Origin of the sequence: Streptomyces sp. Inha503, assembly GCF_047215865.1 — a bacterium.
GTDB classification, from domain to species: Bacteria; Actinomycetota; Actinomycetes; order Streptomycetales; family Streptomycetaceae; genus Streptomyces; species Streptomyces lycopersici.
On record NZ_CP178360.1, the window covers coordinates 3,746,324 to 3,769,678 of the forward strand.

19 protein-coding genes and 2 pseudogenes are annotated in these 23,355 nt (G+C 70.7%); 5 read left to right on the forward strand and 16 right to left on the reverse strand.

The features are described from left to right. Positions 1–10: 10 nt before the first annotated feature. The 14 genes and pseudogenes from ACJX2R_RS15380 to ACJX2R_RS15445 form a co-directional block, all read right to left on the reverse strand. Entirely contained in the window at positions 11–1,249 is a 1,239-nt protein-coding gene (locus tag ACJX2R_RS15380) for an MFS transporter (protein WP_413100569.1), read from the reverse strand. Between the two features lie 159 nt (positions 1,250–1,408). Next, positions 1,409–1,744: an RNA polymerase-binding protein RbpA gene (locus tag ACJX2R_RS15385; RefSeq protein ID WP_009718803.1), complete on the reverse strand. Its 336-nt coding sequence runs from the start codon at positions 1,742–1,744 to the stop codon at positions 1,409–1,411. Between the two features lie 219 nt (positions 1,745–1,963). Further along, positions 1,964–2,191 (reverse strand): preprotein translocase subunit SecG, encoded by a 228-nt coding sequence (secG, locus tag ACJX2R_RS15390; RefSeq protein ID WP_014059875.1) that lies wholly within the window; start codon positions 2,189–2,191, stop codon positions 1,964–1,966. A 113-nt stretch (positions 2,192–2,304) separates the two neighbouring features. Next, positions 2,305–3,081 carry a triose-phosphate isomerase gene (gene tpiA / locus ACJX2R_RS15395; RefSeq protein ID WP_262702712.1) on the reverse strand — a complete coding sequence of 259 codons (777 nt, stop codon included), beginning with the start codon at positions 3,079–3,081 and terminating at the stop codon, positions 2,305–2,307. Between the two features lie 5 nt (positions 3,082–3,086). Continuing rightward, positions 3,087–4,289: a phosphoglycerate kinase gene (locus tag ACJX2R_RS15400; protein ID WP_413100570.1), complete on the reverse strand. Its 1,203-nt coding sequence runs from the start codon at positions 4,287–4,289 to the stop codon at positions 3,087–3,089. Between the two features lie 83 nt (positions 4,290–4,372). Next, on the reverse strand, positions 4,373–5,377 hold the full coding sequence (gene gap, locus ACJX2R_RS15405) for a type I glyceraldehyde-3-phosphate dehydrogenase (protein WP_262702714.1): 1,005 nt from the start codon (positions 5,375–5,377) through the stop codon (positions 4,373–4,375). Positions 5,378–5,553: 176 nt separating this feature from the next. Next, positions 5,554–6,012 (reverse strand): annotated as a pseudogene (locus ACJX2R_RS15410) (zinc carboxypeptidase); the annotation flags it as partial. 588 nt (positions 6,013–6,600) lie between these two features. Beyond that, positions 6,601–7,735, reverse strand: a pseudogene (locus ACJX2R_RS15415) (RNA-guided endonuclease InsQ/TnpB family protein). Positions 7,736–8,085: 350 nt separating this feature from the next. Beyond that, a complete protein-coding gene (locus tag ACJX2R_RS15420; protein WP_413100571.1) occupies positions 8,086–8,292 on the reverse strand; it encodes a hypothetical protein in 207 nt (68 codons plus the stop codon). 329 nt (positions 8,293–8,621) lie between these two features. Further along, the gene (whiA, locus tag ACJX2R_RS15425) at positions 8,622–9,611 is read right to left on the reverse strand and encodes a DNA-binding protein WhiA (RefSeq protein WP_020872204.1); all 990 of its coding nucleotides are present in this window, start codon (positions 9,609–9,611) and stop codon (positions 8,622–8,624) included. After that, on the reverse strand, positions 9,602–10,621 hold the full coding sequence (locus tag ACJX2R_RS15430; RefSeq protein ID WP_413100572.1) for a gluconeogenesis factor YvcK family protein: 1,020 nt from the start codon (positions 10,619–10,621) through the stop codon (positions 9,602–9,604). Before ACJX2R_RS15430 ends, whiA begins: the two co-directional genes overlap by 10 nt. Further along, on the reverse strand, positions 10,618–11,553 hold the full coding sequence (gene rapZ, locus ACJX2R_RS15435; RefSeq protein WP_262702717.1) for an RNase adapter RapZ: 936 nt from the start codon (positions 11,551–11,553) through the stop codon (positions 10,618–10,620). Before rapZ ends, ACJX2R_RS15430 begins: the two co-directional genes overlap by 4 nt. After that, positions 11,550–13,673 (reverse strand): excinuclease ABC subunit UvrC, encoded by a 2,124-nt coding sequence (gene uvrC, locus ACJX2R_RS15440; protein ID WP_413100573.1) that lies wholly within the window; start codon positions 13,671–13,673, stop codon positions 11,550–11,552. Before uvrC ends, rapZ begins: the two co-directional genes overlap by 4 nt. Before the next feature lie 239 nt (positions 13,674–13,912). After that, on the reverse strand, positions 13,913–14,338 hold the full coding sequence (locus tag ACJX2R_RS15445; protein WP_413100574.1) for a ubiquinol-cytochrome c reductase iron-sulfur subunit: 426 nt from the start codon (positions 14,336–14,338) through the stop codon (positions 13,913–13,915). Positions 14,339–14,517: 179 nt separating this feature from the next. Between ACJX2R_RS15445 and ACJX2R_RS15450 the strand changes: the two genes are divergently transcribed. Continuing rightward, entirely contained in the window at positions 14,518–15,579 is a 1,062-nt protein-coding gene (locus ACJX2R_RS15450) for a LacI family DNA-binding transcriptional regulator (protein WP_413100575.1), read from the forward strand. Further along, on the forward strand, positions 15,576–16,526 hold the full coding sequence (locus ACJX2R_RS15455) for a carbohydrate kinase family protein (RefSeq protein WP_413100576.1): 951 nt from the start codon (positions 15,576–15,578) through the stop codon (positions 16,524–16,526). Before ACJX2R_RS15450 ends, ACJX2R_RS15455 begins: the two co-directional genes overlap by 4 nt. Before the next feature lie 94 nt (positions 16,527–16,620). Here ACJX2R_RS15455 and uvrA read toward each other — a convergent pair whose 3' ends face one another. Further along, the gene (gene uvrA / locus ACJX2R_RS15460) at positions 16,621–19,638 is read right to left on the reverse strand and encodes an excinuclease ABC subunit UvrA (protein WP_413100577.1); all 3,018 of its coding nucleotides are present in this window, start codon (positions 19,636–19,638) and stop codon (positions 16,621–16,623) included. A 206-nt stretch (positions 19,639–19,844) separates the two neighbouring features. Here uvrA and ACJX2R_RS15465 point away from each other — a divergent pair, with 206 nt between their 5' ends. The 3 genes from ACJX2R_RS15465 to ACJX2R_RS15475 all read left to right on the forward strand — a co-directional run bounded on the left by ACJX2R_RS15465 (position 19,845) and on the right by ACJX2R_RS15475 (position 22,120). Further along, positions 19,845–20,027 carry a hypothetical protein gene (locus tag ACJX2R_RS15465; protein WP_413100578.1) on the forward strand — a complete coding sequence of 61 codons (183 nt, stop codon included), beginning with the start codon at positions 19,845–19,847 and terminating at the stop codon, positions 20,025–20,027. Positions 20,028–20,031: 4 nt separating this feature from the next. Continuing rightward, positions 20,032–20,688 (forward strand): MBL fold metallo-hydrolase, encoded by a 657-nt coding sequence (locus ACJX2R_RS15470; protein WP_413100579.1) that lies wholly within the window; start codon positions 20,032–20,034, stop codon positions 20,686–20,688. Positions 20,689–20,809: 121 nt separating this feature from the next. Continuing rightward, on the forward strand, positions 20,810–22,120 hold the full coding sequence (locus tag ACJX2R_RS15475; RefSeq protein ID WP_413105866.1) for an MFS transporter: 1,311 nt from the start codon (positions 20,810–20,812) through the stop codon (positions 22,118–22,120). Positions 22,121–22,209: 89 nt separating this feature from the next. Here ACJX2R_RS15475 and ACJX2R_RS15480 read toward each other — a convergent pair whose 3' ends face one another. Then, positions 22,210–23,214 (reverse strand): TerC family protein, encoded by a 1,005-nt coding sequence (locus tag ACJX2R_RS15480; protein ID WP_413100580.1) that lies wholly within the window; start codon positions 23,212–23,214, stop codon positions 22,210–22,212. Positions 23,215–23,355: the final 141 nt, after the last annotated feature.

The following is a 23,355-nucleotide window of genomic DNA, read 5'->3' on the forward strand; positions in this document are numbered from 1 at the left end:
TGCCACCAACCTAATTGATGACGGACCGCATTCCCGGAACGAGGGCCGCCACCCCGCAGACGAAGAGCGCGGCGGCCCCCAGCGCCGGGGTGTTGAGCCCCCACGCCTGGGCCATCACCCCGCCCAGCAGCGCGCCGAGCGGGGCGCCCGCGATCGACAGGGTGCGGAAGGCCGAACTCACCCGCCCGAGTGCCCCGTCGGGGCTGCGCTGCTGCATCATCGTCACCTCGGTGACGTTCCAGACGATCCCCGCGAAGCCGAAGAGGCCCATGGCGGCGACCGCGACCGGCAGGTTCCGTATCGCCCCGAGGGCGACCAGGGCGCCGATCTGCGCGGTGCCGCACACCACGAGGGCTCGGACGCGCCCCAGTTTCTCGGTGAGCCGGGCGGCCACCAGGCCCCCGGCCACGCTGCCGATTCCGTAGACGGTGATGGTGGCCGCGTAGCCGGTGTTCCCGGCATCCAGCCAGCCGGTGATGTGCAGTACCAGGGTGGCTATGAGCGCGCCGATGCCGATGTTGCACAGCGTGGTGGAGGCGCACAGCGCCCGCAGCGTGCGGTCCCGCCACAGCACGGCCAGGCCCTCGGCGATATCGCGCCGCAGCGACCCGCCCGCCGGGCGCGGGGCCCGCTCGGGGGGTGCCGCCCGCAGCGAGGCCACCAGCGCGGCAGCGGCGAGATAGGTGGCCGCGTCCGCCGCGTACGGCATCGCGGCGCCGAGGCCGAGCAGCACCGGCACCAGCGGGGCGCCCACGAACCGGCCCATGACCTCCTGCCCGGTCATCAGCCGGGCGTTGGCCCGGCCCAGCGCCCGCTGCCCCACCACGGACGGCAGCAGCGCCGTGGCCGCGTTGTCGAACAGGGTCTGGAGCGTGGTGAGGGCGAAGGCGAGGACGAGCAGCAGCCCGATGGTGGCCCGGTCCAGCCACACCGCGACGGCGAACCCCGCCATCAGGACGGCCCGCACGCCGTCCACCGCCCACATCGCCCGCCGCTGGTCCACCCGGTCCGCGATGGCCCCGCCGATCAGCCCGAACAGCAGCCAGGGCAGAAAGCCGCAGGCGGTCACGAGCGAGACCAGCACCGGCGAATCGGTCAGCGAGACGGCCAGCAGCGGCAGCGCCGCACCCCGCAGCGCGTCCCCGAACCGGGAGACGACGGCGGCCGCCCACAGCCGCCCGAACCCCCCGCGCCACGCGGGCCCCGCCGGTTTCCCGGCACTCAGCTCACCGGCGTCCACCGCGGCCATGACGATCCCCCCTACGTCCCGTGAACCGGCCCCACCCGGCGGGACGGCTCCCCCGGTGATCCAGCACCCCCATGACCGTAGCCCGCACCACTGACAACGGCCCGGCCGCGCACCCCTCGCAGGAGGTGCCCGGCCGGGCCGTCGTACCGCGTTGTGTGTCTAGATCTCGCCCCGGAGCTTGGCGAGTGCCTCGGCGAGGATCGCCTCGCCGTCGGCGTCGCTGCGCCGCTCCCGTACGTACGCCAGATGCGTCTTGTAGGGCTCGGTGCGCGGCGGGTCCGGCGGGTTGTCCCGGTCCTTGCCGGCCGGGAAGCCGCAGCGGGGGCAGTCCCACGTGTCAGGGATCTGCGCGTCGCTGGCGAAGCTCGGCACGGTCTCATGCCCGTTCGAGCACCAGAAGGAGATGCGCAGGCGCGGCGCCGATTCGCCTCGCTCGGCTTCTCCCATCGGCCCCGCCCCGACCCGACTTCCACGGATCGCGTTGCCACTTGCCACGGTCGTAACTCCCTGCGTGATGGTGCCGCGAAGCCTCGATTGGCAGCTTCGCCGCCCGGCGCCCCAGTCTACGTAAGGCCCAACGCGCGTCCAGTGAGAGGAGTTACACCCGTCACCGTGGACGCCATGCCATCATAGGCCGCATATGGGCCCCGCTGACGACGGTACGTCAGTTATCGGGCGTCAGCCGGGCCCCGGACGGGCCCCGCCGGCGGACCCTCAGTCGAGCTTCATCAGCAGCCCGAGCACGACGATGCAGACGAACCACAGCAGCCCGACCACCACGGTGATGCGGTCCAGGTTGCGCTCGGCGACCGAGGAGCCGCCCACCGAGGACTGCATGCCGCCACCGAACATGTCGGACAGGCCGCCGCCCTTCCCCTTGTGCATGAGCACCAACATCATCAGCAGCAGGCTGAAGATGATGAGGGCGATCGAGAACCCCATGATCACAGCTGGACCAACCTTCTCGGGCTTGTACGGACGTCGGGGGCCGGACGGTGCGATTTCCACCGCCTCGACCCCCGACAGGGTACGACGACGCGCGCGCTAGGGCCTACTCACTGGTCGCGGAAACGAACGATCTTGACGAATTCGTCCGCGTCCAGCGACGCGCCGCCGATCAGGGCGCCGTCCACATCCGGCTTGGCCATGATCGCGGCGACGTTCCCGGACTTCACCGAGCCGCCGTACTGGATCCTGACCTTGTCGGCGACCTCCTGGCCGTAGAGCTCGGCGAGCCGGCCGCGGATGGCCCCGCAGACCTCCTGGGCGTCCTCGGGGGTCGCGACCTCGCCGGTGCCGATCGCCCAGACCGGCTCGTAGGCGATCACGATGGTCTCGGCCTGCTCGGCCGGGACGTCCTTCAGGCCCCCGTCCACCTGGGCGAGGGTGTGCGCGACCTGGTTGCCCGCCTTACGGACGTCGAGGCCCTCGCCGACGCACAGGATCGGGGTGAGGTCGTTGCGGAAGGCCGCCTTGACCTTGGCGTTGCACAGCTCGTCGGTCTCGTCGTGGTACTGGCGCCGCTCCGAGTGCCCGACGACGGCGTAGGCGCACCTGAGCTTGGCCAGCATCGGGCCGGAGATCTCGCCGGTGTAGGCGCCGGAGTCATGCGCCGAGATATCCTGGGCGCCGTACTTGATCTTCAGCTTGTCGCCGTCGACCAGGGTCTGCACGGACCGCAGATCGATGAAGGGCGGCAGCACCGCGACCTCCACGGCCTCGTAGTCCTTGTCGGCGAGCCCGAAGGCGAGCTTCTGGACGTGGGCGATGGCCTCGAGGTGGTTGAGGTTCATCTTCCAGTTGCCCGCCATCAGCGGAATGCGGTCACTCACGGTGTTCAGTCCTCCAGTGCGGCGAGGCCGGGGAGCGTCTTGCCCTCGAGGTATTCGAGGCTCGCTCCACCGCCGGTCGAGATGTGGCCGAAAGCGTTCTCGTCAAAGCCCAGGATGCGTACGGCCGCGGCGGAGTCGCCGCCGCCGACCACGGTGAAGGCCGGGCTGTCCAGGAGCGCCTGGGCAACGGCGCGGGTGCCCTCGGCGTAGTCGGGGTGCTCGAAGACGCCCATGGGGCCGTTCCAGAAGACGGTGGCCGCGTCGGCCAGCTTCGAGGCGTAGAGCTTGCGCGTCTCCGGGCCGATGTCCAGGCCCTGGAGGTCGGCCGGGATCGCGTCCGCGGCGACGGTCCGCGGGTTCGCGGGGGCCTTGGTCTTCAGGTCCGGGAATTCGGCCGCGGCCGTGACGTCGACCGGGAGCACGAACTCCACCCCGCGCTCCTTGGCCCGGCGCAGATAGTCCTGGACCGCCGGGACCTGGTCCTCCTGGAGCAGCGAGCCGCCGACCTCGTGGCCCTGGGCCTTGAGGAAGGTGTAGGCCATGCCGCCGCCGATCAGGATGCGGTCGGCCTTCTCCAGCAGGTGGTTGATCACGCCCAGCTTGTCGGAGACCTTGGCGCCGCCGAGGACCACCGCGTAGGGCCGCTTGACGTCCTCGGTGAGCTTCTTCAGGACCGAGAGCTCGGCGGCGATCAGGTCACCCGCGGCGTGCGGCAGCCGCGCCGGGAGGTCGTACACCGAGGCGTGCTTGCGGTGGACCGCGCCGAAGCCGTCGCCCACGTAGAGGTCGGCGAGGGCGGCGAGCCGGTCGGCGAAGGCGCCGCGCTCGGCGTCGTCCTTACTGGTCTCACCGGCGTTGAAGCGCAGGTTCTCCAGCAGCGCGACCTCGCCGTCGCCCAGGGCCGCCACGGTGGCCCGGGCGCCGTCGTCCACGGTGTCGGTCGCGAAGGCGACCTGCCTGCCGAGGAGTTCGCCGAGCCGCCGGGCGACCGGGGCGAGCGAGTACTGGGGGTCCGGGGCGCCCTTGGGGCGGCCCAGGTGCGAGGCGACGATCACCTTGGCACCCCGGTCCAGGAGCTTGGTGATCGTCGGGACGGCGGCGCGGATCCGGCCGTCGTCGGTGATGGTCTCGCCGTCGAGCGGGACGTTCAGATCGGCGCGGACGAAGACCCGCTGCCCGGCGACCTGAAGATCGTCAATCGTCTTCACTGGGATGACTCCTTGATCATGGATCGGGGCCCGTTACGACGGCGTCGTAGCGGGCCCCGTTTCCTAGCTCATCGGGACAGCGGTCAGAGCCGGCCGCCGACGAAGACGGTCAGGTCGACGAGGCGGTTGGAGTAGCCCCACTCGTTGTCGTACCAGCCGACGACCTTGACCTGCTTGCCCTGGACCATGGTCAGGGAGGAGTCGAACGTGCAGGACGCGGGCCAGTTGACGATGTCCGAGGAGACGATCGGGTCCTCGGTGTACTCGAGGATGCCCTTGAGCTGACCCTCGGCGGCCTTCTGGAAGGCGGTGTTGATCTCGTCCTTGGTGACCTCGCGGTCGAGCTCCAGGACGAGGTCGGTGACCGAGCCGGTCGGGACCGGGACGCGCATCGCGATGCCGTCCAGCTTGCCCTTGAGCTGCGGGAGGACCAGCGCGGTGGCCTTGGCGGCACCGGTGGAGGTCGGGATGATGTTCTCGGCCGCCGCGCGGGCGCGACGCAGGTCCTTGTGCGGGAAGTCCAGGATGCGCTGGTCGTTGGTGTACGCGTGGACGGTCGTCATCATGCCCTTGACGATGCCGAAGTTCTCGTCGAGGACCTTGGCCATCGGCGCCACACAGTTGGTGGTGCAGGAGGCGTTGGAGATGACGTGGTGGTTCGCCGGGTCGTACTTGTCCTGGTTGACGCCCATCACGATGGTGATGTCCTCGTTCTTGGCGGGCGCGGAGATCAGGACCTTCTTGGCGCCGGCGGCGAGGTGCTTGGCGGCGTCCTCGCGCTTGGTGAAGATGCCGGTGGACTCCACCACGACGTCGGCGCCGAGCTCGCCCCACGGAAGGGCGGCCGGGTCGCGCTCGGCCATCGTCTTGAAGGTCTGGTTGCCCACCGTGATGGTGTCCTCGGTGTGGCTGACCTCGTGCTTCAGCCGGCCGAGGATGGAGTCGTACTTGAGCAGGTGGACCAGGGTGGCATTGTCGGTCAGGTCGTTGACACCGACGATCTCGATGTCCGCGCCCTGCTCAAGGAGCGCGCGGAAGTAGTTGCGACCGATGCGGCCGAAGCCATTGATGCCTACGCGGATCGTCACGAACCGATCTCCTCGTTGGTGTGCCGGTCTGGACGCCGGCGAACGTGTAATGGGATGTCCCCGACCGCCTCCGACCCTACCGCTATCACGGGACGTACGTGACATTGGCATCGGCGGCCCATGACCACCGGAAAGTGGTACGGACCGCCGATTCAGTCACGATGTGTCACGCGCTGTCAACGACGCAGCGCACGTAGCGCGTCGCCCATCAGCCGGGCCCGCTGGCCGGCGTCGGGGACGTGCTCCAGGCCGAATCCCAGCAGCACGGTGTCCCGCGTGGTGACGCCCGCGACGGTGTGGAAAAGCTCCCGGGAACGGGACCAGTCCCCGGCGTTGGCCGGGCTGCCCTCCGGCGCCCCCGGCACCGTCCACGGGCCGAGAGCGGTCTCGAAGCCCTCGGAGTCCTCGGCGGTGCCGCCGACGGTGAGCTCGGTGCCGTCCACGAAGGCGCCCCGGCCGCCGGTGCCCGGGTCGGTGACGTACGAGATGGCCAGCTCGACCTTCTTGCCCGCGTAGCCGCTCAGGTCCAGCGAGACCGGCCGCCACCCCTCGGAGGAGCCCGTCAGGCTGTTCCAGGAGCCCGTGCTGCCCTTCGCGGTGCAGCCGTCGTCGCCGGGGGTCAGGTAGTGCTTCAGCCTGTCCTTGCGAGGAACCCCGGGTGTTCACGCTCGGGAGATATCGCATCCTTCGCAGTCGGGCCGCGCAGCGGTCCGGCAATCACTTCGCATCCGTTCGCGAGCCTGCAACTCACGAACCGGCTTGCCGGGGATGCGGCTCAGATGGCGCTGACCGAACGGATGCCACTGGGCGCGCCCCAATGTGGGGCCCCGTCAACGGTTCCGCACCACAGTCCTGCGGTGGATGTGACTCCCGGCGCGGACGCCAGCCGCGCGGGAGAACTTGAATCGGTGTGGCCGACTGAGTCAACAAGCTCGGTCCGTTCACGGCCGAGAAGTTGACGAACGGGTGCAGATTGAGCAGGGAGCCCGCGTGGCACCCGGTGGGCACCTTGGCCGGGGAGCCGCCGTTGGCGTCGGGGAGGGTGGTCCAGTCGTCCTGGCCCGCGGTGCGCGCTCAATGATCACATGAGCGGGCTCGGTGTCATAGGTCAACTGCTCGGCGGCAAACGACCGAGTTCGTTGACTCGGTTCGATGCGGCTCCGCTTATGCTCCCGACTGCCCCCTACGGCAGGACGGTCACGGGTCACATCTACCGGTCCCTGCTAGGCGGGGACCGGATCGGGCATGTTGACGAATACCCACGCCGTGGCCCCTCGCTGCGCGATGTTGACCCCGGCGACGTGATCGGCCGACCCAGCGAGGCCGCACCGACGACAGCGGAAGTGATCCCGAGTGGGCCGGTTGGCTTTCTCGGTGTGGCCGCAGCGCGGACAGCGCTGCGAGGTGTAGGCCGGGTCCACCTCGATGAACGGCACGCCGACACGTTTGGCCTTGTAGGCGATGAACGAGCCGAGTTGGTGGAACGGCCAAGAGGACTGGCGTGCTCGCTGGTCGCGGGGAACCGTAACCCGCTCGCGGATGCCCTTTAGCTGTTCCAGGGCAAGGCCGCGTTCGGTGCGTTGGGCGACAGCAACAACAGTCTTGGCGATCTTGTGGTTGGTGTGGGTCGCGTGCCGCGCCTCACGGCGCGGCACGCTTCTTCAAAAGCTGCTTCGCACTCCGGGTCCGCCTGGCCTGGAGTTCGGCCTTCTTGCGGGCCTGCCAGCGGCGGTACCGTCCCAGACGACGCCCGGAGTGGTTGTCCCCGTCGGAGGTGGTGGCGAGGTTGGTGATGCCCCGGTCCACGCCGAGGAAGCCCTTCGGCTCGAACCGGGGCGCTTCGGGGATCTCGCAGGTGGCGATCAGGAACCACTTGCCGTCGCGGAACACCAGGTCGGATTCGCCCTGGCGGTGTTCGGCAAGCTGCTTGAGAGCGCCGGGCGAGCAGGCGAACCGCACGTTCTTGACCCGACCCTCCAGGGTCCAGACGCTCACGGTCCGGGTGTCGTAGTTCCAGCTCAGGCACCGGTCGTCAAAAGCGTGCGCGGCGTGCGGACGGAAGACGACCGGCTTGGACTCCGCCAGGCGCCGACGCTTGGAGTGCTCGGGGCCGAGATTCCCGGCCTTGATGTTGGCCCGCAGCGTCGTATGGGCGTCGGCCACGCGCTTGATGATGTGCTGCGCGGCCTGTGCACCGAACCCACGGGCCTTCAGCTCGCCGTAGCACAGTTTCCGCAGCTCACGCACGCTGCCCTTGAGCTTGAAGTACTCGAAGGACACGGCGGAGACCCAGTTTGCGGCCTCGTTGATCGCGGGCAGGGTGCGCTCAAATGCCGGAGCCTGCAAGGCATCCGGCATCAGCTTCACCTGCGTCACGAGCTTCACGGTCTCGGACCGTAGTACGACCGCCGCACGCAAGCCCGCCTTTACCCATCGCTCACCATAACTAGTGACTCACAGGGCGGTTGTTCGATTCTCCGGCTCCACCAACCGTCCGGGCGTTCTGTGCTGAACAGACAGCAGAGCGGCGACGCTCCGCAACGCCACTACGGGAGGCGATGAACTCCCCATCGCGAACACCAAGCAAGCGCTCCGGCGCATGACCCGGGGGACGTATGCGCCGCCGGATCGCTCGTGTGCTTCAGGGGCGCGAGGTGCTTTGGCGGGAAGCGGGGACGCGGCTTCCGCGCCGTTCACTCCTGAGGCGGTCAGCCGACCACGCCCTCGGTCTGCTGCTGCTTCAGCCCGCCCTCGCCGCTGTAGGGGCGGAAGACGCCGTCGCCCGCGGCCTTCAGCCGGTCGCGGCTCTGTGCGGAGACCTTCTTCCCGGCGAGCCGCACGCCCTTGCCGCGCAAGCGGGCGGCCTGCCCGGCGGTGAGGTAGAGCTCGACCGGGCCGGTGCCCTTGTCGGGCACCTGCCGCCTCAGTTCGGTGCCGTCCGCTCCGGCGCGGAGCAGCAGCGGAATGTCAACTTCTCGGCCGTGAACACAAGGCTCACACCAATTCATGCTCTCCTGCGCAGCCGGCTTCCGCGCCCGGACTCACATCCACCGCAGGACTGCGGTGTGGGACCGTTGACGGGGCCCCACGCCAGGCATCGCCCGGCGACATCCGCCCGGTCAGCGCCATCTGAGCCGTATCCCCGGCAAGCCGGTTCGTGCCTTGCAGGCTCGCGAGCGGATACGAAGAGACTACCCGACCGCTACGCGGTCCCGGGGCGGTCGGCCCTGGGTGCGGGACGCCGTCAGCCGACCATGCCGTCGGCCATCTCCTCGGTCAGGCTGGACTCGGTGCCGGGGATGCCCAGGTCCTGGGCGCGCTTGTCGGCCATGGCCAGCAGTCGGCGGATACGGCCCGCGACGGCGTCCTTGGTCAGCGGCGGATCGGCGAGGGCGCCCAGCTCCTCCAGGGACGCCTGCTTGTGCTCCATGCGCAGCCGCCCGGCCGCGGCCAGGTGCTCGGGCACCTCGTCGCCCAGGATCTCCAGGGCGCGCTGTACCCGGGCCCCGGCGGCGACGGCGGCGCGGGCCGAGCGGCGCAGATTGGCGTCGTCGAAGTTGGCGAGGCGGTTGGCGGTGGCCCGCACCTCGCGGCGCATCCGCCGCTCCTCCCAGGCGAGGACCGACTCATGCGCCCCCAGCCGCGTCAACAGCGCGCCGATGGCATCACCGTCCCGGACGACCACCCGGTCCACCCCGCGCACCTCGCGCGCCTTGGCGGCGATCTGGAGCCGGCGGGCGGCGCCGACCAGGGCGAGCGCGGCCTCCGGGCCGGGGCAGGTCACCTCCAGGGAGGACGAGCGGCCGGGTTCGGTGAGCGAGCCATGGGCGAGGAAGGCCCCTCGCCAGGCGGCCTCGGCATCGCAGGTGGCGCCGGAGACGACCTGCGGCGGCAGTCCGCGGATCGGCCGGCCGCGGCCGTCGACCAGGCCGGTCTGCCGCGCCAGCTGGTCACCGCCCGCCACCACCCGCACCACGTACCGGCTGCCGCGGCGCAGCCCGCCGGGGGCCATCACCACCAGGTCCGAGGAGTGGCCGAAGATCTCCAGGATGTCCTTGCGGACTCTGCGGGCCGCGATCCCGGTGTCCAGCTCCGCCTCGATCACGATGCGCCCGCTGACCAGGTGCAGCCCGCCCGCGAACCGCAGGATCGCCGAGACCTCCGCTTTCCGGCAGCAGGTCCGGGTGACGGGGAGCCGGGAGATTTCGTCCTTCACCGCTGCCGTCATCGCCATGGGCCGATCCTTCCATGCATCCGAAAAATACGGTCGTACGCGGCCGCCAGAAGCTCCGGGTCATGCTTCGGGGCACCGTCGGTCGCGGCCACCGGCGCCAGCTCGACTGTGCCGCCCAGCCGCTTGGCGGCGTCGCACAGACTGCTCTGGTCGGGGACGGCGGCCTCGTCGGCCAGCACCACGTCGAAGGCGAGTTTAGGGGCGTGTCGGGCCAAAACCTCCAAATGACGCTGCGGGGAGAAGCCATCGGTTTCTCCCGGCTGAGGGGCGAGGTTCAGCGAGAGCACGCGCCGGGCCTTGGTCTCGGTGAGCGCCTTGAGCAGATCGGGGACCAGCAGATGCGGGATCACGGAGGAGAACCAGGAGCCGGGCCCCAGCACCACCCAGTCGGCGTCCATGACCGCCTCGACGGCCTCGGGGACGGCCGGCGGATCGTGCGGCACCAGATGGACCGACTGCACCTCGCCGGGGGTGAGCGCCACGGTGGCCTGCCCGGCGACGGTGGAGACGTCGTCCGGGCGCGCCGGGTCATGGCCCCGGACGTACGCCTGGAGCTCCAGGGGGACGGCCGACATGGGCAGCACCCGGCCATGGGCGCCCAGCAGCTTGCCCACCAGGTCGAGCGCCTTCACATGGTCGCCCAGCTGCTCCCACAGGGCGACGATCAGCACATTGCCGACCGCGTGGCCGTGCAGCTCGCCCTCGCTGGCGAAGCGGTGCTGGATGACCCGCGCCCAGGTCTGGCCCCAGTCGTCGTCGCCGCACAGCGCGGCCAGGGCCTTGCGCAGATCGCCGGGCGGCAGCACGCCCAGCTCGTCGCGGAGGCGTCCGCTGGACCCCCCGTCGTCGGCCACGGTGACGACGGCGGTCAGATCGCCGGTGATCCGGCGCAGCGCGGCGAGCGACGCCGACAGGCCCATGCCGCCGCCCAGGGCGACGACCTTGGGCTGTGCGCCCCGGTTCGTCCGCGCCCCGACCAGGCGTCGCAGCCGGTTGCTACGAATGGTCACTCGCGCCCCATGTCCCGGTGGACGATGACGGTCTCCACTCCCTCGGCGGCCAGCCGCGGGGCGAGCCGCTCGGACATCGCGACGCTGCGGTGCTTGCCGCCGGTACAGCCGACGGCGATGGTCACATAACGCTTGCCCTCACGGCGGTAGCCCGCGGCGATGAGCTGGAGCAGCTCCGCGTAGCGGTCCAGGAACTCCTTGGCGCCGGGCTGGTTGAAGACATAGCTGGAGACCTCCTCGTTGAGCCCGGTGAAGGGGCGCAGCTCGGGGACCCAGTGCGGATTGGGCAGGAAGCGGCAGTCCACCACCAGATCGGCGTCGACCGGCAGCCCGTACTTGTAGCCGAACGACATCACGGTGGCCCGCAGCTCGGGCTCCTCCTCGCCCGCGAACTGGGCGTCCATCTTGGCGCGCAGCTCATGGACGTTGAGACTGGAGGTGTCGATCACCAGATCGGCGTCCCCGCGCAGCTCGCGCAGCAGATCGCGCTCGGCGGCGATGCCGTCCACGATCCGGCCGTCGCCCTGGAGGGGGTGCGGGCGGCGCACGGATTCGAAGCGGCGCACCAGCGCCTCGTCGGACGCCTCCAGGAACAGCACGCGCCGCTTGACGTTCTTGGCGGCGAGGTCGGCGAGGGACTCGCGGAGGTTGTCGAAGAAGCGGCGGCCGCGGACGTCCACCACCACGGCGATCCGGGCCACATTGCCCTGGGAGCGGGCGCCCAGGTCGACCATGGTGGGGATCAGCGCGGGCGGCAGGTTGTCCACGACGAACCAGCCGAGGTCCTCAAGACACTTGGCGGCGGTGCTGCGGCCCGCGCCCGACATTCCAGAGATGATCACCAGCTCGGGGATGGCCGCCGCCTCGGCGGGCTCGCCCGACGTGCCCGTATTCACCTGCGCTCCGTCTCCATGGTTCGCGTGCTCGGTCATGGTCTGGTCCCCCCGTTCGACGAAGCCGCGCCGGCGGCCTCGTCCTCAATGATCTCTCCTGTGGCGGTGTTCACGGCGGGCGCGGCCGGGGCGGCCCCGGCGAGCGCCGCGGCGACCGTCTCGGCCGTCTTACGGCCGACGCCGGGCACCTCGCAGATCTGCTCGACGGTGGCGGCGCGCAGCCGCTTGACCGAGCCGAAGTGCTTCAGCAGGGCCTGCTTACGGCTGTCACCGAGGCCCGGAACGGTGTCCAGCGGTCCCGCCTTCAGCGACTTGGCGCGCTTGCTGCGCTGATAGGTGATGGCGAAGCGGTGGGCCTCGTCGCGGACCCGCTGGAGGAGGTAGAGCCCCTCGCTGCTGCGGGGCAGCACCACCGGGTCCTCCTCGTCCGGCAGCCACACCTCCTCGAGTCGCTTGGCGAGGCCGCAGACGGCGACATCGTCGACGCCGAGCTCGTCCAGGGCCCGCTTGGCGGCGGCCACCTGCGGCTTGCCGCCGTCGACCACGACGAGCTGGGGCGGGTAGGCGAACCGCTTCGGCCGACCCTCCTCGTCGATCGGACCGGAGGGCCCCTGGTCGGGTCCGTCGGGTCCGTCTGGTCCGTCAATGGGCTGCCCGGCGGTCCCGGTGGCCCCGGGAGCCCCGGCGGGCTCGGACGCTTCGGCAGCCCCCGGAACCCCGGAAGCCCCGGCGGTTTCCTCCTGCCACTCCCCCGTCTTCTGCTTCTCCTGGAGATAGCGGCGGAAGCGGCGGCTCACGACCTCGTGCATGGAGCGGACATCGTCCTGCCCGGCGAAGCTCTTGATCTGGAAACGGCGGTACTCACTCTTCCGGGGGAGCCCGTCCTCGAAGACCACCATGGAGGCCACCACGTCATCGCCCTGGAGATGGGAGATGTCGAAGCACTCCACGCGCAGTGGAGCGGAGTCCAGACCCAGGGCCTCGGCGATCTCCTCCAGCGCCCGGGAGCGGGTGGTGAGGTCGGAGGCGCGCTTGGTCTTGTGCAGCGCGAGCGCCTGCTGGGCGTTGCGCTGCACGGTCTCCATGAGGTCCTTCTTGTCGCCGCGCTGCGGGATGCGCAGATCGACCCGGGAGCCCCGGCGCTCGGCGAGCCACTGGGTGACCGGCTCCGCCGGTTCCGGCACGGCGGGCACCAGGACCTCCTTGGGGACCGCGTCGCCGCGCTCCTCCCCGTACAGCTGCTGGAGGGCGTGCTCGACCAGCCCGGCGGTGTCGACGGCCTCGACCTTGTCGGTGACCCAGCCGCGCTGACCGCGCACCCGGCCGCCGCGCACATGGAAGATCTGGACGGCCGCCTCCAGCTCGTCCTCGGCGACCGCTATCAGGTCCGCGTCGGTGGCGTCGGCGAGCACCACCGCGTTCTTCTCCATGGCGCGCTTGAGCGCCCCTATGTCGTCACGGAGCCGGGCCGCCTTCTCGTACTCCATCTCCTCGGCCGCCTCCTGCATCCGCTCCTCCAGGCGGCGCAGATAGGTGCCGGTGCGGCCCGCCATGAAGTCGCAGAACTCCTCGGCCAGTTGGCGGTGCTCCTCGGCGGTGACACGGCCGACGCAGGGGGCCGAGCACTTGCCGATATAGCCGAGCAGGCAGGGGCGGCCGATCTGGGCGGAGCGCTTGAACACCCCGGCGGAGCAGGTCCGGACGGGGAACACGCGCAGCATCAGGTCGACGGTCTCGCGGATGGCCCAGGCGTGGGCGTACGGGCCGAAGTAGCGCACGCCCTTCTTCTTGGCGCCGCGCATCACCTGGACCCGGGGGAACTCCTCGTTGAGGGTCACGGCGAGGGAGGGGTAGCTCTTGTCGTCGCGGTACTTGACGTTGAACCGGGGGTCGAACTCCTTGATCCAGGAGTACTCGAGCTGTAGGGCCTCGACCTCGGTGGAGACCACGGTCCACTCCACGGCGGCGGCCGTGGTGACCATGGTGCGGGTCCGCGGGTGGAGGTTCGCCAGGTCCTGGAAGTACGACGAGAGCCGCTGGCGCAGGCTCTTCGCCTTTCCGACGTAGATCACCCGGCCGTGTTCGTCACGGAACTTGTAGACCCCCGGCGAGTCGGGGATCTGTCCCGGCTTGGGGCGGTAGCTGCTCGGGTCGGCCATGGTCACCACCCTACTTGCGGGGAGTGACACATCCGGCGCCCTCGGGACGCGGTGCGGTGAGGTCCAGGGGATTTGGGAATCGCGCGGCCGCCGGGCGCACGCCGGGCGCCCGCTCAGGCGTCAGGACCCGCTCAGGCGTCAGGACCCGCTCAGGCGTCGGAACCCGCTCAGGCGTCGGAACCCGCTCAGGCGTCGGAACCCGCTCAGACGTCAGGGCCCGCTCAGCCGCCAGGACCCGCTCAGGCGTCGGGGCCCGCGACGAGCCGTCCGCCCTTCGCGGTGACCGGGACCGACGGCAGCGGCTTCTCCGCGGGCCCCTGCACGACCTTGCCGGTGCGGGCGTCGAACTGGCTGCCGTGGCAGGGACAGTTGATCTTGCCGTCCTCGACCGTGTCGACGACGCACCCGGCGTGGGTGCACACCGCGCTGAACGCCGTGAACTCCCCCTTGGCGGGCTGGGCGACCACCACCCGCTGCTCGCGGTAGATCTTGGCGCCGCCGACCGGCACGACACCGGCCGAGCCGAGCTCGACGGGGGCGGTGGGCGTCGGGGGCGCCTTCTTGCCCGATCCGTCCGGGGAGCAGGCCGCCGCCCCGAGCCCGGCGGCCCCGGCCAGCGCGGCGCGGCACAGCACGGTTCGACGGGAGGCGGGCTGGCTGGACATCTGCGGCTCCTGGGGGTGTGAGGGCCCTCCGACCATACCGGCACAGATCCTTCCGTTCGCCGCCACCCCCGGGGAGGACGTAAGCGTTTGCGCAAACGTTTACGTCCGACGGTCGATGCGATACGTTACGGGCCCCCAGCAGGGCTCGGCAGAGATCTCGACATTAAGGACCGCAGCGGATGGCAACCATGGTCGATGTCGCCCGTCGCGCCGGGGTGTCCGTGGCCACCGTCTCGCATGTGCTCAACGAGACCCGGCCGGTCCGCCCCGGCACCCGTAAGGCCGTACTGGACGCCATCGACGACCTCGGCTACATCCCCAATACGCTGGCGCGCTCCCTGGTGACCGCGCGTACCCGCTCGATCGGCCTGGCCGTCTCGGCGATCAGCAATCCGTACTTCACCGAGATCCTCCAGGGCGTCGAGTCCAGCGCCCTGGAGCGGGACTACGGCCTGCTGATCGCCGATCCGCATGACGACCCGGCGCATGAGCTCACCGTCGTCCGGCTGCTCCATGAGCGACGGGTGGACGGTGTGATCGTCGCCCCGTCGGCCGAGCCCGCAGGGCTGCTGGAGTATCTGGCCCGCCGCAAGATCCCCGCCGTCTTCCTCGACCGGCTGGTCGGCGACGCCCATGACCAGGTGTGCGCCGAGAACGCGCACCCCGTCGAACAGCTGGTCGGCCATCTCGCCGAGCTCGGCCACCTCCGCATCGGGCTGGTCGCGGGGCTGCCGGGGCTGAGCACCACCACCGAGCGGATCGCGGGTTACCGGGCCGGGCTGGAGCGGCACGGACTGCCGTTCCGCCCCGGGCTGCTGGCCGAGGGCCACTCCGAGGCGCGGGGCGCGGAGGAGGCCGTCCACCGGCTGCTGGCCTCGCCCGAACCGCCCACCGCGGTCATCACCGCGAACAACGCGATGACCATCGGTGCGCTGCGCGCCCTGCGGACGGCCGGGCTGAGCGTGCCGGACGATCTCGCGCTGGTCTGCTTCGACGACTTCTCCTGGGCGGATGTCTTCTCCCCCGGGCTCACCGCGATCTCCCAGCCCAGCCGGGAGGTCGGCGCCACCGCCGTCCGGCTGCTGCTCGAGCGGCTGGAGAATCCAGGGCGGCCGCCGCGCACCGTACGGCTGCCCTGTGCCTTCGTCCACCGCACCTCGTGCGGCTGTGTGGCCGAGGCCCTCGACCGACCACCGCTCCCCGGAACTCCCGGACTCGCCGGAAAGGACCCCGTCTCGTGATCGTCGTCGCCGGAGAAGCCCTGATCGACCTCGTGCCCGAGCGCACGTCGAGCGCCGCGGCGGGGGGCCAGTTGCCCGCGCTGCGCCCCGCGCGCGGCGGCGGCCCGTACAACACCGCGCTGGCGCTGGGGCGGCTCGGCTCGCCCACCGCGTTCTGCTCGCGGGTCTCCACGGACGGCTTCGGGGAGGCGCTGCTGGAGGGCCTGCGGAAGGACGGCGTGGACACCGCGCTGGTGCAGCGCGGCGAGGAGCCGACGACCCTGGCCGTCGCCTCCATCGGGGCCGATGGCTCGGCCGGGTACGGCTTCTATGTGCAGGGCACCGCGGACCGGCTCTTCACCCTGCCGCCGTCCCTGCCCGAGGGGGTGAGCGCGCTGTCGCTGGGCACCTGCTCGCTGGTGCTGGAGCCGGGCGCGAGCGCGTACGAGGAGCTGCTGCGGCGCGAGGCCGCGCGCGGGGTCTTCACCACGCTTGACCCCAATATCCGCACCGGCCTGATCCCCGATGCCGACGCCTACCGGGCCCGCTTCCACGGCTGGCTGCCCCATATCGGCCTGCTGAAGCTGTCCATAGAGGACGCCAGGTGGCTGGCCGACTCGGAGGACGCGGGAGATGTCGAGAGGGCCGTGGGCGCGTGGCTGGCGGCGGGCCCGGCGGCCGTGGTGCTCACCCATGGCGGGGAGGGGCTGAGCGTACGGCGCCAGGACGGCTCGGTGATCTCGGTGCCGGGTGAGCGGGTGGACATCGTGGACACCATCGGGGCGGGCGACACCGTGAACGCCGCGCTGCTGCACCGGCTGGCCGGGCACCAGGCGCTGTCGGCGCCCGCACTGGCCAAGCTGGACGAGGCGGCCTGGCGGGATGTGCTGGGCTTCGCCGCCCGCGCCGCCGCGATCACCTGCTCCCGCGCGGGCGCGGAGCCGCCCTACGCGTCCGAGCTGGTCTGAGCTGGTCTGAGCCCAACCGGTTACGCCCGCGCTCGCACCGCCCTCGCACCGCGCCCGGGTCGGTCCGGGCGCGGCGCCGGCACAGCGGCCCGGGCTACTTCGCGGCCGCCCGCTTGGAGGCGGCCGTGGTCTTGGCCGCCGCCTTCTTGGCCACGGTCTTCTTCGCCGCGGTCTTCTTGGCCGCCGTGGACTTCGCGGCGGCCTTCTTGGCGGGCGCCTTCTTGGTGGTCACGCCGCCCTTGCGCGCGGCGGGCACCGTGGCGTCGCTCACCCGGTCGCCCAGCATGTCCCGCAGGAACTTCCCGGTGTGGCTGACCGGGATCGAGGCCACGTCCTCCGGGGTGCCCTCGGCGATCACCAGACCGCCGCCGCTGCCGCCCTCGGGGCCCATGTCCACGACCCAGTCGGCCGTCTTGATCACATCGAGGTTGTGCTCGATGACGATCACCGTGTTGCCCTTGTCGACCAGGCCGGAGAGCACGCTGATCAGCTTGCTGATGTCCTCGAAGTGCAGACCGGTGGTCGGCTCGTCGAGCACATACACCGTGCGGCCGGTGGACCGCTTCTGGAGCTCGCTCGCCAGCTTGACGCGCTGGGCCTCACCGCCGGAGAGGGTCGGCGCGGGCTGTCCGAGCCGGACGTAGCCCAGCCCGACCTCGTTGAGGGTGCGCAGATGGCGGGCGATGGTGGGCACGGCCTCGAAGAAGTCCAGGGCCTCCTCGATGGGCATGTCCAGCACCTCGGCGATGGACTTGCCCTTGTAGTGCACCTCCAGGGTCTCCCGGTTGTAGCGCGCGCCGTGGCAGACCTCGCACGGCACATACACATCCGGCAGGAAGTTCATCTCGATCTTGATGGTGCCGTCGCCGGAGCAGTTCTCGCAGCGGCCGCCCTTGACGTTGAAGGAGAACCGTCCGGGCTGATATCCGCGGACCTTGGCCTCCATCGTCTCCGCGAACAGCTTGCGCACATGGTCGAAGACGCCGGTGTACGTGGCCGGGTTCGAGCGCGGGGTGCGGCCGATGGGCGACTGGTCGACATGCACCACCTTGTCGACGAGATCGTCGCCGGCGACCCTGGTGTGCCGCCCGGGAACCGCCCGCGCACCGTTCAGCTCGCGGGCCAGATGGGTGTAGAGGATGTCGTTGACCAGCGTGGACTTACCCGATCCCGAGACACCGGTGACGGCGGTGAGCACCCCGAGCGGGAAGGACACATCGATGTCCTGGAGGTTGTTCTCCCGGGCGCCATGGACCGTGAGGCGCCGCTTGGGGTCCATGGGCCGGCGCGCCGCCGGCAGCGGGATGGCCCTCTTGCCGGACAGATAGTGCCCGGTCACCGACTCCTGGTTGACCAGCAGCTCGCTCAGCGGCCCGCTGTGCACCACCTTGCCGCCGTGCTCGCCCGCGCCCGGGCCGATGTCCACCACCCAGTCCGAGGTCTTGATGGTGTCCTCGTCGTGCTCCACGACGATCAGGGTGTTGCCGAGGTCGCGCAGCCGCACCAGCGTCTCGATCAGCCGGTGGTTGTCGCGCTGGTGCAGACCGATGGACGGCTCGTCCAGCACATAGAGCACACCGACCAGGCCGGAGCCGATCTGGGTGGCCAGCCGGATGCGCTGGGCCTCGCCGCCGGACAGGGTGCCCGCCGCGCGGTTGAGCGAGAGATAGTCCAGGCCGACGTCGACCAGGAACCGCAGCCGCTCGTTGACCTCTTTGAGGACCCGCTCGGCGATGGTCTTCTCACGCGCGCTCAGCTCCATGCCGCGCAGGAACTCGGCGCATTCGCTGATCGACATCGCCGAGACATCCGCGATGGACTTGTCCTGCACGGTGACGGCCAGGACGATCGGCTTGAGGCGGGTGCCCTCACAGGTGGGGCAGGGCACCTCGCGCATATAGCCCTCGAACCGCTCCCGGCTGGCGTCGCTCTCCGCCTCCGAGTGGCGCCGCTTCACATAGGGCAGCGCGCCCTCGAAGGCCGTGGTGTACGCCCGCTGGCGGCCGTAGCGATTGCGGTAGCGGACCTCGATCTGGGTCCGGTGTCCATTGAGCAGCGCCTTCTTGGCGCGCTGCGGAAGCCCGGCCCAGGGGACGTCGGTACGGAAGCCGAGCGCGTCGGCGAGCGCGCCGACCAGACGGCCGAAGTAGTCCTTGGTGTGGCCGTGGGACCAGGGGTGGATGGCGCCCTCGTCCAGTGACTTCTCCTCGTCCGGGACGATCAGCTCCGGGTCGACCTCCATCCGGGTGCCGATGCCGGTGCACTCCGGGCAGGCGCCGAACGGCGAGTTGAAGGAGAAGGTGCGCGGCTCCAGCTCCTCGAAGGACAGGTCGTCGTACGGGCAGTAGAGATGCTCGGAGAACATCCGCTCCCGCTGCGGGTCGTCCTCCGCCAGGTCCACGAAGTCGAGGATCACCATGCCGCCGGAGAGGCCGAGCGCGGTCTCCACCGAGTCCGTCAGCCGGCGCTTGGCGCTGTCCTTGACGGTGAGGCGGTCCACGACCACCTCGATGGTGTGCTTCTCCTGCTTCTTCAGCTTCGGCGGGTCGGACAGCTGGATGGTGGCGCCGTCCACCCGGGCGCGGCTGTAGCCCTTGGTCTGGAGATCGGCGAAGAGGTCGACGAACTCCCCCTTGCGCTCGCGCACCAGCGGGGAGAGCACCTGGAAGCGGCTGCCCTCGGGGAGCTCCAGCACCCGGTCCACGATCGCCTGCGGCGACTGGCGGGCGATCGGACGGCCGCACTCGGGGCAGTGCGGCTTGCCGATACGGGCGAACAGCAGCCGGAGGTAGTCGTAGACCTCGGTGATGGTGCCGACCGTCGAGCGCGGGTTCCGCGAGGTCGACTTCTGGTCGATCGACACCGCGGGGGACAGGCCCTCGATGAAGTCCACATCGGGCTTGTCCATCTGCCCCAGGAACTGGCGGGCGTAGGAGGAGAGCGACTCGACGTACCGGCGCTGCCCCTCGGCGAAGATCGTGTCGAACGCGAGGGACGACTTGCCCGACCCGGACAGCCCGGTGAAGACGATGAGCGAGTCGCGAGGAAGGTCGAGTGAGACGTTCTTGAGGTTGTGCTCGCGAGCGCCACGAACGATGAGACGGTCGGCCACGCCGGTCGGCACCTTTCTTGAGAGAGTCGGGGTGCGCCGAGCCCGCTCGCGGGGCGGCCCTGCCGGTCGGAGCAGAGGCGGAGCGGAGCGAAGCCCCCAACCCAGGGTATGAGGGCACGACGACGATGTCTTAAGGATGCAGCACACCGAGCCTATAGCACGCACATTCGATTTGCGGGACGCGGGAGCCGACTTCACCCGATCGTGTGGTGCGCACTACGGGGCTCCCCGGCGGGACCCGCGGCCATGTCGTGGCCGTCTGGTACAAGGTTCGCCGGTCGGCCGGATATTCCCCCGCCGCCCCGCTGGGCCGGCTCACCGGCCGTACGGACGGTGCCGATCTCTCCTGCCCCGGCGGTCCCTTGCCCGCGATGCCCGCACTAGGCTGAGGCCATGACCTACAGCGGAGTGGTGACGGTCGGCGGACCGGCCGACGTGCATGAACTGCCCGATCTCATGATCTCGAAGGTCGCGGTGGGCCCCATGTCCAACAACGCCTATCTGCTGCGCTGCCGGGCCACCGACGAACAGCTGCTGATCGACGCCGCCGCGGAGCCGCACACCCTGCTCTCCCTCATCGGCGAGAGCGGGATCGCGTCCCTGGTCACCACTCACCGCCACCCCGACCACTGGGGCGCGCTGCGCGAGGTGATGGAGGCCACCGGCGCGACTACCTACGCGGGCCGCTACGACGCGGAGGGCATCCCGGCGCGCACCGACGTCCTGGTCGAGGACGGCGACACACTGCGGGTCGGCCGGGTCGAGCTGACCGCCCGCCATCTGGTCGGCCACACCCCCGGCAGCATCGCCCTGATCTACGACGATCCGCACGGCCATCCGCACGTGTTCACCGGCGACTGCCTGTTCCCGGGCGGGGTCGGTAACACCCGTAAGGATCCCAAGGCGTTCGAGAGCCTGATCAACGACGTCGAGACCAAGCTCTTCGACCAGCTCTCCGACGAGACCTGGGTCTACCCCGGCCACGGCGACGACACCACCCTCGGCGCCGAGCGCCCGCATCTCGGGGAGTGGCGCCAGCGCGGCTGGTAACGGCGCTCGCACGGCCCCGGAGCGCCGCGCGCCTCCGTACGCCCCGTGACCCCCGGCGGGCCGGGGCGGTTGTCGCGTCATGCAGCACGACCGCTCACCGCAACACGACCGCTCACCGTCCATGGTCCGCCTCGCCGCCGCGTCCCTGGTCGGCACCGCGATCGAGTTCTACGACTTCTTCGTCTACGGCACGGCTGCGGCGCTCGTCCTCGGCCCGCTGTTCTTCCCCACCTTCTCGCCGCTGGCCGGCACCCTCGCCGCCTTCGGCACCTTCGCCGTCGGCTTCGTCTCCCGGCCGCTGGGCTCGATGCTCTTCGGGCCCCTCGGCGACCGCCACGGGCGCCGTCCGGTGCTCATCGCCTCGTTGCTGCTCACCGGTCTCGCGACCATCGCCGTGGGTTTCGTCCCGACCTATGACTCCATCGGCATCGCCGCCCCCGTCCTGCTGCTCGTGCTGCGCTTCCTCCAGGGGCTGGGGCTCGGCGGCGAATGGGGCGGCGCGGTGCTGCTGACCGCCGAGCACGCGCCCGCCGCGAGGCGCGGGCTGTGGTCGGGCTTTCCGCAGGTCGGCCCGTCCATCGGCTTTCTGCTGGCCAACGGCACCATGCTGGCCCTGTCGGCCACGCTGAGCGACGGCGAGTTCCGGTCCTGGGGGTGGCGGGTGCCGTTCTGGGGCGCGGGGCTGCTGGCGGGCGCCGGGCTGCTGCTGCGGGCCCAGGTGACCGAGTCCCCGCAGTTCCGGGAGCTGGCCGAGCGCGGCGAGCAGGCCGTGGCGCCGCTGGCCGAGGTGGTGCGCGGCCACTGGCGGCTGGTCCTGCTGACCGCGGGCGGGCTGGCGGTGGGCTATGCCGTCTTCTACGCGGTCACGACCTGGTCGCTGGCGTACGGCACGGAGCGGCTCGGGGTGGCCCGCACCACCCTGCTGGGCTGCATCATGGCGGCCGTGGCGGTCCTGGGCGCCCTGACGCCCCTGGCGGCCCACCTCGGCGACCGCTTCGGGCGGCGGCCGATGTGCCTGGTGGGCTGCGCGGCCATCGTGGTGTGGATGTTTCCGCTGGTCGCGCTGTTGCGCACCGGTGAGCCGCCGCTGATGTTCCTGGGCTTCCTGGGCGCGCTGCTCTCCTTCATCACCATGTTCGCCGTGACCTCGGCCTATCTGCCCGAGCTGTTCGAGGCGCGGGTGCGCTGTACGGGGGCGGCGCTCGGCTACAACCTCGCGGGCGTCCTGGGCGGAGCGCTCACCCCGATCGTGGCGACGGCGGTGTCCCACGGCGACGGCCCGCCCTGGGGCGTCGCCGCGTATCTGACCGCCGTGGCGCTGCTGAGCCTGGGCTGTTTCGCCCTGCTGCCGGAGACACGGCCGACGGCCGACCGTCCGGACGGTGGACGGTCGGCCGTACGGCCTCTGGAGGCCGGGGAGGCGGCTGTGTGAGCCCGTCTCCCGGGTCCGGGACGTGGGAGGCTGTCGGACGCCGCCGGGCGCTCTCGGGCGCCGTCAGGGCGGTGACGCCGCGGGCGCCGTCAGACGTCGACGCTGTCCTTGTCCCGGGCCCGGTCCTCCCCGCTCCCCGCCTCCGCCAGGGCCTGTTTCCTCGAGGCGTACAGACTGGTGGCCGTGGTGACGGCGAGCACCGCGCAGATGACGCCGAGCGAGACCGGGATGCTGATCTCCGGGACATGCACCCCGGACTCGTGCAGCGCGTGCAGCACCAGCTTGACGCCGATGAAGCCGAGGATGATCGAGAGCCCGTACGAGAGGTGGACCAGCTTCTTGAGCAGGCCGCCGATGAGGAAGTACAGCTGGCGCAGGCCCATCAGCGCGAAGGCGTTGGCGGTGAAGACGATGTACGGATCCTGGGTGAGGCCGAAGATCGCGGGTATCGAGTCCAGCGCGAAGAGGACGTCGGTGGTGCCGATCGCCAGCATGACGATCAGCATCGGGGTCATCAGCCGCTTGCCGTTCTCCACGATGAACAGCTTGGTGCCGTGGTACCGGTCGGTGGACGGGAACCGCTTCTCGACCGCCTTGAGCACCCGGTTCTCCTCGAACTCCGCTTCCTCCTCATCGGCCCGCGCCTCCTGGATGAGCTTCCAGGCCGTCCAGATGAGGAAGGCGCCGAAGATGTAGAAGACCCAGGCGAAGGTCGAGACGATCGCGGCGCCGGCGGCGATGAAGACCGCGCGCAGCACCAGGGCGATGAGCACACCCACCATCAGCACGCGCTGCTGGTAGATCGTCGGCACGGCGAACTTCGCCATGATCAGGACGAAGACGAAGAGGTTGTCGACGCTCAGCGACTTCTCGGTGATGAAGCCCGCGAAGAACTCGCCGGAGGGCTGGCCGCCCGCGAAGACCATCAGCCCGAGCCCGAAGAGCCCGGCGAGGGCGACCCAGACGGCGGTCCAGATCCCGGCCTCCTTGATGGAGACCTCATGCGGTTTGCGGCCGCCTATGAAGAAGTCGACGGCGATCAGGGCGCAGAGGCCGATGATCGTCAGCCCCCACATGGTCACGGATACGTCCACGGTTCCTCCGGCATTCGTACGGCAGTCTCAGCGTCGTCGCTGCCGGAGGTCTCTTCCGCCCATGGACCGCGCCCTGGACCGGTGTCCCGGGATTCCGTCCGGCCTCCTGGTGCCGGACGGAATCCGTGGTGACGGGAACAC

Bases quoted from the DNA above. Each gene is read 5' to 3' on its own strand.
- ACJX2R_RS15470 (WP_413100579.1), top strand. From the start codon at position 20,032: ATGACCTACAGCGGAGTGGTGACGGTCGGCGGACCGGCCGACGTGCAT.
- ACJX2R_RS15445 (WP_413100574.1), bottom strand. From the start codon at position 14,338: ATGTCCAGCCAGCCCGCCTCCCGTCGAACCGTGCTGTGCCGCGCCGCG.
- ACJX2R_RS15475 (WP_413105866.1), top strand. From the start codon at position 20,810: ATGGTCCGCCTCGCCGCCGCGTCCCTGGTCGGCACCGCGATCGAGTTC.
- uvrC (WP_413100573.1), bottom strand. From the start codon at position 13,673: ATGGCCGACCCGAGCAGCTACCGCCCCAAGCCGGGACAGATCCCCGAC.
- whiA (WP_020872204.1), bottom strand. From the start codon at position 9,611: ATGGCGATGACGGCAGCGGTGAAGGACGAAATCTCCCGGCTCCCCGTC.
- rapZ (WP_262702717.1), bottom strand. From the start codon at position 11,553: ATGACCGAGCACGCGAACCATGGAGACGGAGCGCAGGTGAATACGGGC.
- ACJX2R_RS15450 (WP_413100575.1), top strand. From the start codon at position 14,518: ATGGCAACCATGGTCGATGTCGCCCGTCGCGCCGGGGTGTCCGTGGCC.
- secG (WP_014059875.1), bottom strand. From the start codon at position 2,191: ATGGGGTTCTCGATCGCCCTCATCATCTTCAGCCTGCTGCTGATGATG.
- ACJX2R_RS15380 (WP_413100569.1), bottom strand. From the start codon at position 1,249: ATGGCCGCGGTGGACGCCGGTGAGCTGAGTGCCGGGAAACCGGCGGGG.